The sequence below is a fragment of the Corynebacterium sp. 2571A genome (genome assembly GCF_055700935.1).
The window spans coordinates 18268-34725 of record NZ_JASTTE010000003.1 but is presented as its reverse complement, the minus strand read 5'-3'; the positions used below and the strand labels follow the sequence as shown (position 1 = coordinate 34725).

Here is a 16458-nt window from a genome sequence, read left to right as displayed (position 1 = left end):
AATTTAGTAATCCTCTTCCCCATTGTCTGCCTCGACCGCGTCGTCGTCGAAGCTGGCGAGCACGTCGGTCACCCGCCGGCCCCGCCGCGACGGCACGGATCCTGACCGGGGGCTGTGCTGGGCCCGGCGGCTGCCGCGGGGCGCACCGGTGCGGGGCGCGGCGGCGGTGGCGGCGATCCGCAGGCCGCGGGGGCTCAGCCCCGCGCCGGCGGCGCGCAGCGCCTCAGCCTCCGGGGCCTGGAAGGCGGCCACGCCGTTGACCTTTTCGACGACCAAGGGCTGGAGGCGGCCGGCGGCAATGAGCTCCCGCAGCCCGTCTAACGCCCGCTGCACTGCTTCGGCCGGGTCGACGCCGTCCGGCAGCACGTGCGGGAAGGTGGTCAGGGATTTGCCGCCGCGGCTTAAGTGCACGATGGGCAGCCCGTCGACCAGCGCCACGAGGGCGCCGGCGGCGCGGTTGGGCTTGCCGGGGGTCTCCGGCCAGGCCAGGGCCGCGCCATAGGGGTTGGCCGGGTCGCAGGCGGCGAGCACCACGGTGTCCGGCTCGTGGCCAGACGGCCAGCCGGTGACGTCGGGGCTGTCCTGCTGACCGCGCAGGCGGTCGATGACCGCGGGTACGGAGAACTGCGCCGCGCCGAGGCCCTCAATGACGTAGCCGCGCATGGCCTTGCCGGATTCCTCGAAGCCGGACAGGACCTTGTAGGCCAGGGCGAAACCGCCCAGGACGTCCTCGGCCACGACGCTGCCGCGGGTGACCACGCCGTAACGGTCCAGCCAGGCTTCGCCGTGCGCGACCGAGCGCGCCGTCGGGTCCTGCGCGGCCGGCGGGGTGAGCGCCCAGCGCCCGCCCACGTCCGGCGGGGTGCTCACGCGCTGCGCTTGCGCAAAGGAGGTCCGCCCCATCCGCAGGCGCGATCGGTTGGGCCGGCGCTTGGCGCGGTGGGCTGCCTTGCCGCCGGTCTTGCCGGCCAGGCGGGCGCGCACCGGGGCGAAGGAATCCGGGGAGACCGCGCCGGCCTCCACCAGCTGCCACAGCGCTTGGCGGACCTCCTCCTCGGTGCCCGGCGCGTCGGCGGCCAGCTCCCCGAAGTGGAAGGCCCCGCCGGTGCCCAGGTGTTCCAGGAGCGCACGCTCCAGGATGGAATAGCCTTCCGGCTCGGTCTGCGGCAGCAGCTGGGCGGCGTAGTCCGCCGGCAGGAGCATGATCCAGGGATCGGCCGAGCCGGCCTTGCCCGCGCCGACGATGAGGACCTCGCCGGATAGCGTGAGCTCGTCCAGGTGGGCGGGCGAATAATCCCCCACCCGGGCCGGCAGGATGAGGCTCTCCCAGGCCGAGGCCGGGGCCTTGGCCCCGGCAAGCTGTTCGATGACCGCCAGGACCCCGTCGGCCCCGCGCAGCGCCGCGCGGGTGCCGGCCGGGGCGACCTGCTGCCAGGCGGGCAGGAAGCGGGCGAAGGCGGTGGCGCTCACCGGCTCGGTCGCCGCGCGGGCGGCGGCCAGGGAACGGCTGCGGATTACCTTGAGGACCTCGGCCGCGCAGTACTCGGTCTCCTCCACCCCGGCGCGGTAGTGGCCCTCGACCACCTTGTCCAGGCCGGTGATGACCCCATAGACCGCAGAGACCGACAGCCCGAAGGCGGCCGCGGCCTCGCTGATGAGGAACGGCCCGCGGGTGCGCGCCCAGCGGCTGAGCAGCTGCGGCAGCGCGTCGGTGACCGTGTCCACCTGGGCCGGCACCCCGGGCGGGACCGGGATACCCAGGCCGTCGCGCAGCAGGGCGGCGTCGTTAACCTGCGCCAGGTGCTCGGTCCCGGCGATGCGCACGTGCATCACGCGGCCGGCCAGGGCGGCATCGATAGCGCTTAACGGAACGTCCGTGTGCGCCGGCAGATCCTCGATGGCCACCGGGCCCAGGGTACGCAGCAGGTCGGCCACCTCCTCGGTGGTGCGGGCCCGGCGGTCGGGGGCGGTGCGCTGGAGCTGGGCGTGGACTTCGGCGATGATGTCGGCATCCAGCAGCTCGCGCAGCTCCACCGTGCCCAAAAGCTTGGCCAGCAGGGACGGGTCCAGGGCCAGCGCCGCGGCGCGCTTTTCCGCCAGCGGCGAGTCGCCCTCGTACATGAAGGCGCCGGTGTAGTTAAACAGCAGGGTCGAGGCGAACGGCGAGGGGCTGTCCGTGGTGATTTCGGCGATCCGGATGCGCCGGTGGCCCAGCTCCCGCATGACCTCCTGCAGGGCGGGCAGGTCGTAGACGTCCTGGAGACATTCGCGCACGGTCTCCAGGATGATGGGGAAGGACGGGTACTTCCGGGCCACGTCCAGCAGCTGCTCGGCGCGCTGGCGCTGCTGCCACAGCGGGGCGCGCTTGCCGGGGTTGCGGCGCGGCAGAAGCAACGCGCGGGCGGCGCACTCGCGGAAGCGGGAGGCAAAGAGCGCGGAGCCGCCGACCTGCTCGGTGACGATGTCGGTGATGTCGTCGGCGTCGAAGTTAAACAGGCTGGCGTCCGGTTCCCGGTCGGCCTCCGGCAGGCGCAGGACGATGCCGTCGTCGCCGGCCACGGCTTGGGCGTCCATGCCGGTGTTCTCCGCCACGCGGGCGCCGACCGCCAGCGCCCAGGCGGCGTTGACCCCGCGGCCAAACGGGGTGTGCAACAACACGCGCCAGTCGCCTAGCTCGTCGCGGAAACGCTCGAGCAGCAGTGTCGTATCATCCGGGATGAGCCCGGTGGCCTCGTACTGCTCGCCCAGGTAGGAAACGATGTTGTCCCGCGCGCGGGCGTCGACGTCGGCGAGGATTCCTGGATCCTGGTGGACGTCCCGGCGCCAGGCACCCAGCGCCCGGCCGAGCTCGTAGGGGCGGCCGGCGGCGTCGCCGTTCCAGAAGGGCAACCGCCCGGTGTGCCCCGGCGCGGGGCTAACGCGCACCTGGTCGCGGGTGATGTCCTCGATCCGCCAGGAGCTAGCGCCCAGGGTGATGATGTCGCCCACGCGGGACTCGTAGACCATCTCCTCGTCGAGCTCGCCCACCCGGCGCGGGGCCTGGTTTTCGGCGCCGGAGACCAAAAAGACGCCGAACATGCCGCGGTCCGGGATGGTGCCGGCATTGGTCACCGCCACGCGCTGCGCGCCCGGGCGCGGGGTGAGCACGCCGCCGACGCGGTCGTAGACTACCCGGGGTTTGAGCTCCGAGAAATCCGTCGAAGGGTAAACGCCGCTGACTAGATCGAGCACGGCGTCGAAGACCTCACGCGGCAGGTCCCGGTAGGGCCAGGCCCGCCGGACCGTGTCGTACCAGTCCTCCACCCCGAGCCCGTCCGGGGCGGCGGCGACGGCGGCCACGGTCTGCTGCGCGAGCACATCCAGGGGGTTGGACGGGGTGTGCAGGCGCTCGATGAGGCCTTCGCGCATGCGCTTGGTGGTCAGGCTGGCCTGGACCAGGTCGGCGCGGTGCTTCGGGTAGAAGGAGCCGGTGGACACGGCGCCCACGGTGTGCCCGGCGCGGCCGACGCGCTGCAAGCCGGAGGCCACCGACGGCGGGGATTCGACCTGGATGACCAGGTCGACCGCGCCCATGTCGATGCCGAGTTCCAGCGAGCTGGTCGCCACCACCGCCTTGAGCGTGCCCTCCTTGAGCATGGTCTCGGTCATAGCGCGCTCGTCCTTGGACACGGAACCGTGGTGGGCGCGGGCGATAACGGCCGGGGCCTTGCCCGCGACGTCGACCTGCTTCATCAGCTGCGCCGGGTCCCGGCGCGTGGGCGCGGACAAAGACTCCGGGTCGTGTTCCTGCGCGTAGAGCTCGTTGAGCCGGCTAGTCAGGCGCTCCGCGGTACGGCGCGAGTTGACGAAAACTAGGGTCGAGCGGTGCGCCATGACCTCGGCGTAGACGTCCTGCTCGATGAAGGGCCAGATGGACTTCGCCGTCGGCAGCGCGGATTCTTCCAGCAGGTCGTCCCCGCTGGTAATGCCGATGGAATCATCCACGGTCAGCTCCCCGATGGGCGAGCCCTGCTCCGGGGTGGGCAGGTCCGCCATGTCGTCCACCGGGCAGTGCACGGCCAGGTCCCAGCGCTTGCTGGCCGGCGGGGCGATGATCTCGACGGGGCGGGACCCGCCCAAAAAATGTGCCACCGTCTCCAGCGGGCGCACGGTGGCGGACAGCCCGATGCGCTGGAAGTCCCCGGCCAGCAGCGCCAGCCGCTCCAGGCTCAGCGCCAGGTGCACGCCGCGCTTGGAGCCGGCCAGGGCGTGGATCTCATCCACCACGACGGTCTCGACCGAGCTCAAGATGCCCGCGGCCTTGGAGGTCAACATCAGGTAGGCCGACTCGGGCGTGGTGATTAGGATGTCCGGCGGGCGGCGGACCTGGCGGTTGCGCTCGGCCTGCGGGGTGTCCCCGGAGCGCACGCCCACGGAGATGTCCGGGTGGTCCAGCCCTAGCCGCTCGGCCACGCGGGCGATGCCGGCCAGGGGCGCGCGCAGATTGTGCTCCACGTCCACGCCGAGGGCCTTGAGCGGGGAAATATAGAGCACTTTCACCCCGCCATGGGTGGAGGTGCGGCTGGCCTCCTGCCCGATAGGCAGGCTGGTCTGGCCGTCGCGCTCGACCAGGCCGTTGAGCGCCCAGAGGAACGCCGCCAGGGTCTTGCCGGAACCGGTCGGCGCGACAACCAGCGCGTGGTCGCCCTGTGAAATAGCCGACCATGCCTCCTGTTGCACCTCGGTGGGCTGCGCGAAGACCTCGGTAAACCAGTCCCGCACCGGCGGGCTGAAGCGCGACAGGATGTTTTCGGCCATGCCTTACTTTAACGCGGCGGCTAGACTCTACGGGTATGACCGTCCAGCTAGATGATGCCCGCCTGACCAACATGATCGCCGAAGGCTGCGGCGAGATCCTCAAAGGGGTCCGCAAGGGAGGCCTGCTGCGCAGCCGCGCCTTAGGCGACGCCGGGGACGAGCTCGCCCAGGAGTGGATCTCCCGGGTGCTGGCCCAGCACCGCCCCGACGACGGATTCTTGTCGGAGGAGGCCACCGACAACCCGGATCGCCTCTCCAAGGACCGCGTCTGGGTGGTCGATCCGCTCGACGGCACGAAGGAATTCGCCACGGGCCGCCAGGACTGGGCCGTGCACATCGCCCTGACCATCGACGGCCGCCCCGCGCACGCCGCGGTGGGCCTGCCGGACCTGGGCGTGACGTTCAAGTCCTCCGACGTCCGCGCGGTCACCGGCCCGCTCTCCCACAAGTTCGTGGTCTCGCGCAACCGCCCGCCGCAGGTGGCGGACTATATCTCCGAGAAGATGGGATTTGAGACCGTCGGCGTGGGCTCGGCCGGCGCCAAGGCCATGCACGTGCTGCTGGGCGACTACGACGGCTATATCCACTCCGGCGGGCAGTACGAGTGGGACCAGGCCGCCCCGGTGGGCGTGGCGCTGGCCGCCGGCCTGCACGCCTCCCGCCTGGACGGCAGCCCGATCACCTTCAACAACGAGGACACCTTCATCCCGGACCTGCTGGTCTGCCGCCCAGAGCTAGCCGACGATATCCTGGCCCACGCGGCGGACTACGCCAAAGAAAACGGAGGGTTCTAAACTAGCGCTATGGCATACACCCCGTACGAAGACCTGCTTCGCGACATCCTCGACCACGGCTCCCCCAAGGGCGACCGCACCGGCACGGGCACGACCTCGTTATTCGGCCGGCAGCTGCGCTACGACTTGTCCGACTCCTTCCCCCTGCTGACCACCAAGAAGGTCTACTTCCACGGGGTCATCGGCGAGCTGCTGTGGTTCCTGCGCGGCGACTCCAACGTCAAGTGGCTACAGGACAACCGCGTGCGCATCTGGAACGAATGGGCGGACGGCAACGGCGATCTGGGCCCGGTCTATGGCGTGCAGTGGCGTTCCTGGCCCACCCCGGACGGGTCCCACATCGACCAGATCTCGCAGGCGCTGGAAACGCTTAAGTCCGACCCGGATTCGCGCCGCAACCTGGTCTCCGCCTGGAACGTCGCGGAGCTCGACAAGATGGCGCTGATGCCCTGCCACCTGCTCTTCCAGCTCTACGTGGCGGACGGCAAGCTCTCGCTGCAGGTCTACCAGCGCTCCGCCGATATGTTCCTGGGTGTGCCGTTCAACTTGGCCTCCTACGCCGCCCTGACCCACATGTTCGCCCAGCAGGCCGGCCTCGAGGTCGGCGAGCTGGTCTGGACCGGCGGGGATTGCCACATCTACGACAACCACCGCGCCCAGGTCGAAGAGCAGCTCTCGCGCACTCCCCGGGACTACCCGCAGCTCAAGCTACACAAGGCGGCGTCCATGTTCGACTACGACTTCGACGACTTCGAGGTCATCGGCTACGACCCGCACCCGACCATCAAGGCCCCGGTGGCGGTTTAGATGACAAGCTTGGGCGCAATCTGGGCGCAGTCCCTGGACGGCATCATCGGCGATGGCACGGACATGCCGTGGCACGTGCCGGAGGACCTGGCGCATTTCAAACAGACCACCCTGGGAAGCCCGGTGGTCATGGGCCGCAAGACCTGGGAGTCGCTGAACCCGAAGTTCCGCCCCCTGCCGGGCCGGGAGAATTTCATCATCTCCTCCCGCGCCCCCGGCGAGTGGTCCGCCGGCGGGGAGGTACTGGCCGGCATCGATAAGCTGCCGGAGCTCGACTCCGCCTGGGTGATGGGCGGTGGGCAGCTCTACGCCGCCACGATCGACGGCGTCGACGTCATCGAAATCACCTTGATGGGCGTTAACATCGGTAGTATCTACGGCGACGAGGCGGTCTTTGCCCCCGCGGTGCCTGCCCACTTCGGGCTCAGCCGCGACAGCGACTGGCTCACCTCCGACAAGGGCCGGCTGACCATCCCGGGCACCCCGCCCGCCGATCTTCCCATGAAGTACCGCTTTTTAACCTACGAACGAAAGGACGCTGCTTAGCATGAGCGTTAAGACCCCGGAAACCAACGATCACGTCACCATCTTCTACGCGGACTGGTGCCCGTTTTCCGCCCGCCTGATTAAGCGCCTCGACCGCACGGAGACCCCCTACACCCTGGTCGACGCTGAGGCCGAGGGCACCGAGGACATCAACGAGTGGATCAAGTCCGTCAACGACGGCAACCGGATCGTGCCCACCGTCCTCTACTCCGACGGCACCCACGAGACCAACCCGGAGGCCTCTGCCGTGCGCGCCAAGCTGCGCGAGCTCACCGGCGAGGAAGCCTAGTCTTCGTCGCCTAGTTCTCTACGTCCTCTTCTTCCCCGAAGAGCTCCACCATATCTGCCGGGGACAAGGTCCCGGCCATCCCGGCCAGCTCCTTGCTGTAGATGGTGTTGAGGTAGGTCTCTAGCACCGCGCGCAGGCGCTGCGCATCATACTTGTTGAGCAGCAGCACGCGCTTGCGCTCCCCGCCCGGCATGGCCTTGTCCACGGCGAGGACCTCCACCCTATCGCGCTGGATGATCTGGGTGAAAATCTCCCGGCGCTGGACGTCCACGAATTCCGCGTCCGCCCGCCGCGGCGCGCCGCCAACCTCACTGCCTTGGTGTTCCATACCGCCAACGCTAGCCGATTTCCGCGCCTCGCGCGCCCTCGGGTAACCTAGCTTCCTAGGCCCCAGTAGCTCAGGGGATAGAGCACGGCTCTCCTAAAGCCGGTGTCGGTGGTTCGAATCCACTCTGGGGCACTGCCTAGCAATTGACTCAAAGCCCGAACCGTTGTATTTTCCACTGAAATGGGCAACTAAGTTGGGTGCGCTGTGGCAACAAATAACCGGAACGGCTCTCATCTTGATCGGGGTCTCCTACTTTTCGCGGCGCTAAAGGCTTTCGCTGCGACAAAGGCCCCGACGAAGGTCATTCTTTGCCATCATTGAGGCATGGATTTCCTCGATTATGACACCGTCTTTGACCGTCTCGACTACCCGTGCGCGGTGGCCGCCTTGCGGGGTGCGCTGCAGGAAGGCTTCGACCCGGCAGAGGATCTCGCGCGCCAGGCCATCGACGTCCCCGGCGGGGAGTTTCTGCTCATGCCCTCGGCCACCCCGGCCGGGTTCGGGATTAAGTTGCTGTCGGTCAACGCCGAGGCCCGCGGCAACAACCCGCGCATCCAGGGCACCTACGTGCTCTTCGACCGGCAAACGTTCGCGCCCAGGGCAACCATCGACGGCATCGCGCTGACAAACCTGCGCACTCCGGCGGTCTCCCTGGCCGGTATTGCGGACGTGTTAGAGCCAGGGTCCACCGGCCCCCTGTCCGTCGCTATCTTCGGTACCGGCCCGCAGGCGCGCGCCCACGCCACGGCGGTGCGCGAGGTCTACTCCAGCCGCGAGGTCGAGGTGACCTTCCTCAGCCGCAGCCAGCCGGAGGATCTAGAGCCGTGGACCCAGGCCGGCACCGAGCAGGCCGACAAGGTGCTTCGCGGCGCGGAGCTCATCATCACGACCACCACGGCGGCCGAGCCGGTGCTGGAGGATGCCGCGGTGCGCGACGACGCCGTCGTCGTAGCGGTCGGCTCCCACTCCCCGTCCGCGCGAGAGCTGCCCGGCGCGCTGCTGGGGCGTTCCCAGGTCATCATCGAGGACCCGGAGACCTGCTTCCGGGAGGCCGGCGACGTCATCCAGGCCGTGGACGAAGGCGCCCTCGAGCGCGAGCGCCTGGTCACCTTCCGGGACGTCGTGCGCGGCGAAGTTCACCTAGACCGGACCCGGCCGGTGGTCTTCAAGTTCACGGGCATGCCCTGGGAGGATTTGGTCCTGGCTGAGGCCGTCGCTAGCGCGCGTTAGCCTCGACGGAACAGGGCGGGCGTGATATGGTACCCCTGTTACAGATGTGACTATTGTGGTCAATTCTAATTCTTGCGAGGTCTCCTATGCCCACCCCATCTATCGGCAACCGTTCCCTGTCCCGGCGCGGCCTCTTTAAGGCCGGCGCTCTGACCGCCGCCTTCGGCGCTTTCGGCGCCTACAACCTGCAGGCTGCCCCGCAGGCCCAGGCCCTGGGCCCCATCCTGGGCACCGTGCTGGACTATTCCGCCGGCGTGCCCTCCGCCGCCGCGGTCAAGGCCGCCGGCCACCTCGGCGCGGTGCGCTACGTCTCGCAGCGCCGCCCCGGCGCAAACTGGATGCTGGGCAAGCCGGTCAGCCTGAAGGAAACCAAGGACTTCGCCGCCCACGGGCTGGCCACCGCCTCGGTCTACCAGTTCGGCCGGGCCGGCAACGCCGACTGGCTGGCCGGCGCCGCCGGCGCCGCCACCCACGCCCCGCAGGCCATCGCCCTGCACAAAGCGGCCGGCGGCCCGACCGGGCGCCCCATCTACATCGCCATCGATGACAACCCGACCCGCGCCCAGTACACCAACCAGATCAAACCCTACCTGCAGGCCTTTTCCGCCGCGCTCAAGGCCGCCGGATACCAGACCGGCGTCTACGGCAACTACAACGTGATCGACTGGGCTAGCAAGGACGGCATCGGCAGCTTCTTCTGGATGCACGACTGGGGCTCGGGCGGAAAGATCCACCCGCGCACCACCATCCACCAGCTGCCCAAGGCCCAGCAGCGCAACGTCGGCGGCGTGGTCGTGGACATCAACCACGTCTACGCCAAGGACTGGGGCCAGTGGACCCCGGGGCAGGCGGCCGGCAAGCGGCCTGCCCAGAACCGCCCCGCCACCCCGGCGCCGCAGGCCCCGGCGGGCAATTCCACGACCGACGCCATCAACCACCTGAGCTCCCGCCTGAACGAGACGGTGCCGAACATGCCGAACCTGCCGCGCGTGGACGGCAACAGCATCAGCTACAACGGCTCCTCGGTCTCCATGGATCAAATCCAGCAGGCCGCGGACTTGGCCAAGCGCTTTAGCGGCCGCTAAACCTCACTAGCAATCAGGGGCAGAAGAACACCTTCTGCCCCTCTTTTTATGGCCCTAGCCGCCAGGAGAGCCTACGTGTCCTTGGAATTTTTATCCTGAGAGTCATCGGACTTTTCTGACTTTTTCTTGTCGTCTTTGTCCTTCTTCTGGTCCTTCTTCTGGTCCTTCTTCTGGTCCTTCTTGCCGGACTTGTCTTTGGCCTTTTCCTCGCTGTCTTTCGACTCGGACCCGGACTGCTCGGCCGCACCCTGCGGGTCTTCGGTCACGGTCACCGGCGCAGACTTCCGGGCGGCGGCGCTCGCCTGCTCCAGGTAGTCGTCGGTGACGTGGTCGGTGACGAAATCGGTCAGTTCGTCGGCGTCGCCGTAATAGTTGGCCGCGACCACGAAGTCGTGCCCGAAGGAGACGGTCGAATGCATGTCGTGCTCGTTGGACCAGCCGAACTTCGTGCCCACCACGTCGTCGAGCTGCGAGGTCCCGTAGTCCTGGGCGTAGCCGTCCTCGGCAAAGCGGTCGCTGTGCGACATCGCCACCAGCACCGGGTGCAGCGGGTCCTTGTCCATCAGCTGGGCGATAAAACGGGCCACGTCAAAGGTCGAAGTCGTCGAGTATCCCCAACGCTTATCCGGCTGGGTGGACTTGAGGGAGTAGCGCTCCGCGACGTCTTCGATGGAGTCCGGGTATTTTTCGTAGAGCTCCTCAGCGCTTTCGTCCGAGGAGTTGGCCACCATATCCAGGGCCTCAAACTGCTCTTCGGGCTTGCCGTTTTCCACCACGTATTCGGCGATGTAGAGCTTGATCAGGCTCAGCGCCGGCCGCGACTCCCGCTCATTGGCGGTGGCCATGTGCATGCCATCGCTCAGGCGCACGTAGGTCAGCTGACCGGGCTGGTCCGGGAAGGCATCGGCAGCGGCAGGCTCTTCGGCACCCGCGGCGCCCGAGGTAGTCGTCTCCCCCGCCGAGGTCTTCTCCGCCTTGCTTGAGCCTTTGCCAGTGCCGCCCTTGTCTTTTTCGCCCTTGTCGCCCTTGCCGCCCTTTACGCCCTGGGAGTCTTGAGAGCCCTTGGCGTGGGATTCTGCGGTCGAGGGCTTGGTGGTCTGAGGGCTCTTGTCTTTCGAGCGCGGAGAGTCTTTGCTGTCCTTGCCGCTGGTGGCTTCGGTGGTCGCGGTGGCCTCCGAGGACTCGGTGGTTTCGGAGTCTGCGGCGAAGACGAGGTCGGGGCGGTCGCTTTCGCCTAGGATCCGGGTTTCCTGCCAGGCGTGCAGGTGCGGGATTTTGTCTTTACTAGCGCTGGCCTGGGCGGGCGTGTTCTGCGCGTCGAAGCGCCCCAGCGCCCACGCGGCTGCGGCCAAGGCGACGATGACCAGCACGGCGATGGCAGGTAGCAGCAGGTGGCGCGAGGAGGATTTAGTGGACACGGATTACATAATACAAAGAGGCGCCGCGGGGGTATTGACCGCGGCGCCTGACTGGACTAGTTGCCAGATTCTGTTTTAGTGATCGACCGGGGCTTCCACGCCCACGCCGGTCAGGGAGCGAACTTCCATCTCGGCGGCGAGTGCTTCCAGGCGATCCGGCTTGCCCACCAGGGTGCCGATGTACCCGGCCAGGAAGGCCAGCGGGATGGAGACCAAGCCCGGGGAGCTCAGCGGGAAGATGGCCCAGTCCGCGCCCGGGAACATGGAGGTCTCAGAGCCGGAGACGGCCGGCGAGAAGAAGATGAGCACCAGGCAGGAGACCACGCCGGTGTAGATGGAGGCCACCGCGCCGGTGGTGTTGAAGCGGCGCCAGTACAGCGAGTACAGGATGGTCGGCAGGTTGGCGGAGGCGGCCATCGCGAACGCCAGGGAAACCAGGAAGGCAACGTTCTGGGTCATGGCCAGGATACCCAGGATGATGGAGGCGATACCCAGGATCACGACGGTGATCTGGGAGACGCGCACCTGCTCTTCCTCGGTGGCCTGGCCGTCGCGCAGCACGGCGTCGTAGACGTCGTGGGCGATGGAGGCCGAGGCCGTAATGGCCAAGCCAGCGACCACGGCCAGCACGGTCGCGAACGCCACCGCGGAGATGATCGCCATGAAGATGGAACCACCCAGCTCCAGGGCGAGCAGCGGGGCCGCCGAGTTCGCGCCACCCGGCGCGTTGAGAATCCGGTCCGGGCCCACCAGGGCGGCCGCGCCGTAGCCCAGGATGAGCGTCATCAGGTAGAAGGCGCCGATGATGACAATCGCCCAGGTCACCGAGCGGCGGGCTTCAAGGGCGGTCGGGACGGTGTAGAAGCGCATGAGCACGTGCGGCAGGCCGCCCACGCCCAGCACGAGCGAGATGCCCAGGGAGATGAAGTCCAGCTTGGTGGTCAGCGTCGCGCCGTATTTCAGGCCCGGCTCCAGGATCTGCTCGGCCTGGTAGCCCTCCTTGGCGAGGTTCTCCGAGCCGGCGTGCATGTCGATGGCGTCTTGGAAGAGGGTGTTGAACCCGCCGCGGATGGAGATGAAGACCAGCGCGCACATGATGACCACGCCGGTCACCAGGAGCACGGCCTTAATCATCTGCACGTAGGTGGTGCCCTTCATGCCGCCGATCAGGACGTAGATAATCATGATGATGCCCACCACGCCGACCACGACGGCCTGCCAGACGAATTCGTGGATGTCCAGCAGCACGGCCACCAGGGAGCCGGCGCCGGCCATCTGCGCGACCAGGTAAAACAGGGAGACAAACAGCGTCGCAATGGCCGCGGCGACGCGCACCGGCTTCTGCCGCAGGCGGAAGGACAAAACGTCGGCCATGGTGAACCGGCCCACGTTACGCAGGGGCTCAGCCACCAGCATCAGGGCCACCAGCCAGGCCACGAAGAAGCCGACGGAGTACAAGAAGCCGTCGTAGCCGGTCAGGGCCACCGCGCCCACGATGCCCAAAAAGGACGCCGCGGACAGGTAGTCGCCGGAGATGGCCAGGCCGTTCTGGCGCCCGGAGAAGCTGCCGCCCCCGGTGTAGAAATCAGAGGCTTCCTTGGTGGACTTGCCGGCGCGCAGCACCAGCCACATGGTCACCACCAAGAAGGCGAGGAAGATGGCGATATTCAAAAGCGGGTTGCCGGCCGAGGTTTCCTGGGCCACAATCATCGTCGAGTTCACGGTCTAGCCCTCCAGTTCTTCGCGAATAGCGGCCGCGCGCGGCTCGATGTTCTTATTGGCGTACTTGACGTAAATCCAGGTGATCAGGAACGTGGTCGCGAACTGCAACAGCCCAAAGACCAGACCGACGTTCCAGTTGCCGCCCAGGGATTGCCCCATAAAGTCCGGCATGAACACGGCCATCACCACGTAGAGGACGTACCACACGAAAAACGCCACCGTCATGGGGAAGGCGAACTTCCGGTAAGAGCCGCGCAGTTCAGAAAACTGCGGCGACTTTTGCATCTCCATGAAGTCTTCCGCTGTGGGTTCGCGCCGTTGGGTCGGCGAAGTACCTACTTCAGACACTGCTTTCTCCTTCACTAAACGTACTTCCTCGTCCGCGGTCCCAGCCGCGGACTTGCATACACGCTTCACAGATAACCGGCATTGAGTTACCCGTCACATTTGCGTTGCCAGGTAAGTTACCTTAGTCACACTGCAAGGTTGCGAAATCGGCCAACTTTTTCGCCTTAGCAGAACTTAGCTACCCCCACTCACCTTCGTGACCTGCGCCAGTATTGCTTAGCAAATTACCCCCAGATACGGGAAAACCCCCGCCTGCAAAGGTTGCAAACGGGGGTTATGGCAGGAGTCTTAGACTTAAGCGCCCTCTCCCGGGAACTCGCGCGGATCCTTAAACATGCGGCCGAAGCCCGGCTGGCCCTCCAGGCCGTCGATGGCCTCGATGTCGGCCGCGTCCAGCTCGACGTCGACCGCGCCCAGGTTCTCCTTGAGGCGCTCGGACTTCGCCGACTTCGGGATGACCGAAATCCCCTTGTCCATCAGGTAGGCCAAGGCGACCTGGCCGGGGGTGGCGGAGTGCTTGCGGGCGGCCTCCTCGATGACCGGGTTGCCCAGCACCACACCGCGGGCCAGGGGCGACCAGGCCTCGGTAATGATGTCGTGCTCGGCATGGAAGCGGCGCAGCTCCGGCTGGGTAAAGCCCGGGTGCAGCTCCACCTGGTTGACCACCGGCACCACGCCGGTCTGGTCGATAATCTGCTGCAGCGGCTCCTCGTAGAAGTTCGCCACGCCCACGGAGGCAATCTGCCCCATGCCCTGCAGACGGGCGATGGACTCGAAGGTCTCCACGAACAGCCCGCCCTGCGGCCAGGGCCAGTGGATCATGTACAAATCCAGGTAGTCCAGGCCCAGCTTCTGCAGCGACTCGGTGAAAGCCTCCTGGACCTTCTCCGCACCGTGGTGATCGTGCCACGCCTTCGATGTCACGAACAGCTCATCGCGGGTAACGTCGCCAGCGCTGATGGCGTCGTTGAGCGCCTTACCCAGCGCTTCTTCGTTCTCGTAGAGGGTGGCGGTGTCAAAATGACGGTAGCCCAGCTCGATGGCCTCGCGCACCACGGAGATGCACTCCTCACCGTAGAGCTTGTAGGTGCCCAGGCCTAGCTGCGGCATAGAGCGGTCGTCGTGGAAGTTAACTGATGGAACTGTCATAGTCTCCATTGTGCCTCGAAACCCCGCGCCCGTGTGGGCTAAGCAGAAGAAAATTCCCCTTCCCAGAGTCTCCGGGAAGGGGAATGCACGGAATACGCGGCGGGCCGCGGGTGCGCCTTAGTTAGGAGGCGCGCAGCAGGTCAATGATGAAGACCAGCGTGCGACCGGACAGCGGGTGTCCGCCGCCGGCTGGGCCGTAGGCCTTCTCCGGCGGGATGATGAGCTGGCGACGCCCGCCCACCTTCATGCCGGGGATGCCTTCCTGCCAACCGGCGATGAGGCCGGTCAGCGGGAACTCGATGGACTGGCCCCGGTCCCAGGAAGAGTCGAATTCCTGGTTGGTCTCGTAATCCGCGCCCACGTAGTGAACCTCGACCAGCCCACCCGGCTGTGCCTCCTCTCCGTCACCGACGACGATGTCCTCGATGACGACGTCAGTCGGCGCCGGCTCCGTGTGGGCTTCGATCTGTGGCTTATCCATGGGGAGTTCTCCTTGGGAGTATTGGGAAGATTTGGCATGTTCAGCGCAGTGAGCCCTGAACCAAATATTCCCTAGTATAAGGCAACTGCCCGCCCAGCCGAAGCCGGGCCGGGCAGCCGTCCTGCGGAATTGTGGGTTTTAGCGCTCTGCGCGCGGGGAAACCTTGCGCAGGGTTTCGCCGGTGTAGACCTGACGCGGGCGGTTGATCTTGGTGTTGATCTCCAGCTGCTCGCGGTACTGGGCGATCCAGCCCGGCAGGCGGCCGATGGCGAACAGGACGGTGAAGAAGTCCGTCGGGAAGCCCATGGCGCGGTAAATCAGGCCGGTGTAGAAGTCCACGTTCGGGTACAGCTTGCGCTGGATGAAGTAGTCGTCGTTCAGGGCGATCTCTTCCAGCTTCACGGCCAGGTCCAGCAGGTGGTCGCCGCCCAGGTGCTCCAGGATCTCGTGCGCGGTGTCCTTGACGATGGCCGCGCGCGGGTCGTAGTTCTTGTAGACGCGGTGGCCGAAGCCCATCAAGCGGACGCCCTTTTCCTTGTTCTTCACGCGGTTCATGAAGTCGGTGGCGTCGCCGCCGTTGGCGTGGATCTCCTCCAGCATCTCCAGCACGGCCTGGTTAGCGCCGCCGTGCAGCGGGCCGGACAGGGCGTTGATGCCGCCGGCGATGGAGACGAACATGTTCGCCTGCGCGGAAGCAATCATGCGCACGGTGGAGGTGGAGCAGTTCTGCTCGTGGTCGGCGTGCAGGATGAGCAGCTTGTCTAGGGCCTTGGCCACGACCGGGTCAACCTCGTAGGGCTCGGTCGGGTAGCCGAACATCATGCGCAGGAAGTTCTCACGGGCGTTCAGCGCGTTGTCCGGGTACATGTAGGGCTTGCCCTGGGAGGCGCGGTAGGCGTAGGCGGCCAACATCGGCACCTTGGCCAGCAGGCGGACCGTCGCCTTGTCCAGCTGCTCTCCGTCCAGCGGGTTCAGCTGGTCCTGGTAGTAGGAGGACAGAATGTTAACCGAGGAGGCCAGCACGGCCATCGGGTGCGCGTCGCGCGGGAAGATGTTGAACTGGGCCTTGAAGTCCTCGTCCAGCAGGGTGTGGTGGCGGATCTCCTGGTTGAAGTGGGTCAGCTGCTCCTCGGTCGGGAGAGCGCCCTTGATAAGGAGGTAGGAGACCTCATTAAAGGTGGCGTTTTCCGCCAGGTCCGCGATGTCGTAGCCGCGGTGGCGCAGAATGCCCTCTTCGCCGTTAATAAAGGTGATCTTGGACTCGGTGGAGCCGGTGGAGGCATAACCCGGGTCAAAGGTGACCAGGCCGGTCTCGTTGCGAAGTTTGGAGATATCGAAACCGGAGTCGCCTTCGGTGGACTGCTTGATGTCCATCTCGTACTCGCCACCCGGGTAGTGCAGTACAACCTTGTTGTCTTCAGAAGCCACGTGCTTGTCCTTTCTGTAATCCTTCATGCGCTTGGG

The 16458-nt window shown here is 66.7% G+C and carries 14 protein-coding genes and 1 tRNA gene; 7 read left to right on the top strand and 8 right to left on the bottom strand.

What is annotated here, in order from left to right; translation table 11 throughout:
- Window positions 1-3: 3 nt before the first annotated feature.
- Entirely contained in the window at window positions 4-4797 is a 4794-nt protein-coding gene (locus QQS53_RS06605) for an ATP-dependent helicase (protein ID WP_472775097.1), read from the bottom strand.
- A gap of 35 nt (window positions 4798-4832) precedes the next feature.
- On the opposite strand from QQS53_RS06605, the gene QQS53_RS06600 reads away from it, so the two are divergent.
- Genes QQS53_RS06600 through QQS53_RS06585 form a run of 4 tightly spaced genes read left to right on the top strand, consistent with a single transcriptional unit; the run spans window position 4833 to window position 7233 of the window.
- Complete coding sequence (locus QQS53_RS06600) at window positions 4833-5591, top strand: 3'(2'),5'-bisphosphate nucleotidase CysQ (RefSeq protein WP_472775096.1); 759 nt, start codon at window positions 4833-4835, stop codon at window positions 5589-5591.
- 9 nt (window positions 5592-5600) lie between these two features.
- On the top strand, window positions 5601-6398 hold the full coding sequence (locus tag QQS53_RS06595) for a thymidylate synthase (RefSeq protein WP_472775095.1): 798 nt from the start codon (window positions 5601-5603) through the stop codon (window positions 6396-6398).
- A complete protein-coding gene (locus QQS53_RS06590) occupies window positions 6399-6944 on the top strand; it encodes a dihydrofolate reductase (protein ID WP_472775094.1) in 546 nt (181 codons plus the stop codon).
- A gap of 1 nt (window position 6945) precedes the next feature.
- Complete coding sequence (locus QQS53_RS06585; protein ID WP_296204492.1) at window positions 6946-7233, top strand: glutaredoxin domain-containing protein; 288 nt, start codon at window positions 6946-6948, stop codon at window positions 7231-7233.
- Window positions 7234-7243: 10 nt separating this feature from the next.
- On the opposite strand, the gene QQS53_RS06580 is transcribed toward QQS53_RS06585, so the two are convergent.
- Window positions 7244-7561 (bottom strand): cg0963 family protein, encoded by a 318-nt coding sequence (locus tag QQS53_RS06580; RefSeq protein ID WP_472775093.1) that lies wholly within the window; start codon window positions 7559-7561, stop codon window positions 7244-7246.
- A gap of 59 nt (window positions 7562-7620) precedes the next feature.
- Here QQS53_RS06580 and QQS53_RS06575 point away from each other — a divergent pair.
- The 3 genes from QQS53_RS06575 to QQS53_RS06565 all read left to right on the top strand — a co-directional run bounded on the left by QQS53_RS06575 (window position 7621) and on the right by QQS53_RS06565 (window position 9876).
- Window positions 7621-7693, top strand: a tRNA-Arg gene (locus QQS53_RS06575).
- 192 nt (window positions 7694-7885) lie between these two features.
- Entirely contained in the window at window positions 7886-8791 is a 906-nt protein-coding gene (locus QQS53_RS06570) for an ornithine cyclodeaminase family protein (protein WP_472775092.1), read from the top strand.
- Between the two features lie 86 nt (window positions 8792-8877).
- Entirely contained in the window at window positions 8878-9876 is a 999-nt protein-coding gene (locus tag QQS53_RS06565; RefSeq protein WP_472775091.1) for a DUF1906 domain-containing protein, read from the top strand.
- A gap of 71 nt (window positions 9877-9947) precedes the next feature.
- Here QQS53_RS06565 and QQS53_RS06560 read toward each other — a convergent pair whose 3' ends face one another.
- From QQS53_RS06560 to QQS53_RS06535, 6 genes are all read right to left on the bottom strand, one after another.
- Window positions 9948-11294, bottom strand: coding sequence for a hypothetical protein (locus tag QQS53_RS06560; protein ID WP_472775090.1), 1347 nt, complete (start codon window positions 11292-11294; stop codon window positions 9948-9950).
- Between the two features lie 75 nt (window positions 11295-11369).
- Entirely contained in the window at window positions 11370-13004 is a 1635-nt protein-coding gene (locus QQS53_RS06555) for a solute symporter family protein (RefSeq protein ID WP_472775454.1), read from the bottom strand.
- Window positions 13005-13019: 15 nt separating this feature from the next.
- On the bottom strand, window positions 13020-13307 hold the full coding sequence (locus tag QQS53_RS06550) for a DUF485 domain-containing protein (protein ID WP_448872638.1): 288 nt from the start codon (window positions 13305-13307) through the stop codon (window positions 13020-13022).
- 351 nt (window positions 13308-13658) lie between these two features.
- On the bottom strand, window positions 13659-14522 hold the full coding sequence (locus tag QQS53_RS06545; protein WP_472775089.1) for an aldo/keto reductase: 864 nt from the start codon (window positions 14520-14522) through the stop codon (window positions 13659-13661).
- A 112-nt stretch (window positions 14523-14634) separates the two neighbouring features.
- Window positions 14635-14994 (bottom strand): FKBP-type peptidyl-prolyl cis-trans isomerase, encoded by a 360-nt coding sequence (locus QQS53_RS06540; RefSeq protein ID WP_070769354.1) that lies wholly within the window; start codon window positions 14992-14994, stop codon window positions 14635-14637.
- 138 nt (window positions 14995-15132) lie between these two features.
- Window positions 15133-16449, bottom strand: a complete 1317-nt coding sequence (locus QQS53_RS06535; protein WP_472775088.1) for a citrate synthase — start codon at window positions 16447-16449, stop codon at window positions 15133-15135.
- Window positions 16450-16458: the final 9 nt, after the last annotated feature.

Excerpts from the sequence above, each read along its gene's own strand:
- QQS53_RS06605 (WP_472775097.1), bottom strand. The coding sequence starts at position 4,797 with ATGGCCGAAAACATCCTGTCGCGCTTCAGCCCGCCGGTGCGGGACTGG.
- QQS53_RS06600 (WP_472775096.1), top strand. The coding sequence starts at position 4,833 with ATGACCGTCCAGCTAGATGATGCCCGCCTGACCAACATGATCGCCGAA.
- QQS53_RS06595 (WP_472775095.1), top strand. The coding sequence starts at position 5,601 with ATGGCATACACCCCGTACGAAGACCTGCTTCGCGACATCCTCGACCAC.
- QQS53_RS06590 (WP_472775094.1), top strand. The coding sequence starts at position 6,399 with ATGACAAGCTTGGGCGCAATCTGGGCGCAGTCCCTGGACGGCATCATC.
- QQS53_RS06585 (WP_296204492.1), top strand. The coding sequence starts at position 6,946 with ATGAGCGTTAAGACCCCGGAAACCAACGATCACGTCACCATCTTCTAC.
- QQS53_RS06580 (WP_472775093.1), bottom strand. The coding sequence starts at position 7,561 with ATGGAACACCAAGGCAGTGAGGTTGGCGGCGCGCCGCGGCGGGCGGAC.
- QQS53_RS06570 (WP_472775092.1), top strand. The coding sequence starts at position 7,886 with ATGGATTTCCTCGATTATGACACCGTCTTTGACCGTCTCGACTACCCG.
- QQS53_RS06565 (WP_472775091.1), top strand. The coding sequence starts at position 8,878 with ATGCCCACCCCATCTATCGGCAACCGTTCCCTGTCCCGGCGCGGCCTC.
- QQS53_RS06555 (WP_472775454.1), bottom strand. The coding sequence starts at position 13,004 with ATGATTGTGGCCCAGGAAACCTCGGCCGGCAACCCGCTTTTGAATATC.
- QQS53_RS06550 (WP_448872638.1), bottom strand. The coding sequence starts at position 13,307 with ATGGAGATGCAAAAGTCGCCGCAGTTTTCTGAACTGCGCGGCTCTTAC.
- QQS53_RS06545 (WP_472775089.1), bottom strand. The coding sequence starts at position 14,522 with ATGGAGACTATGACAGTTCCATCAGTTAACTTCCACGACGACCGCTCT.
- QQS53_RS06540 (WP_070769354.1), bottom strand. The coding sequence starts at position 14,994 with ATGGATAAGCCACAGATCGAAGCCCACACGGAGCCGGCGCCGACTGAC.
- QQS53_RS06535 (WP_472775088.1), bottom strand. The coding sequence starts at position 16,449 with ATGAAGGATTACAGAAAGGACAAGCACGTGGCTTCTGAAGACAACAAG.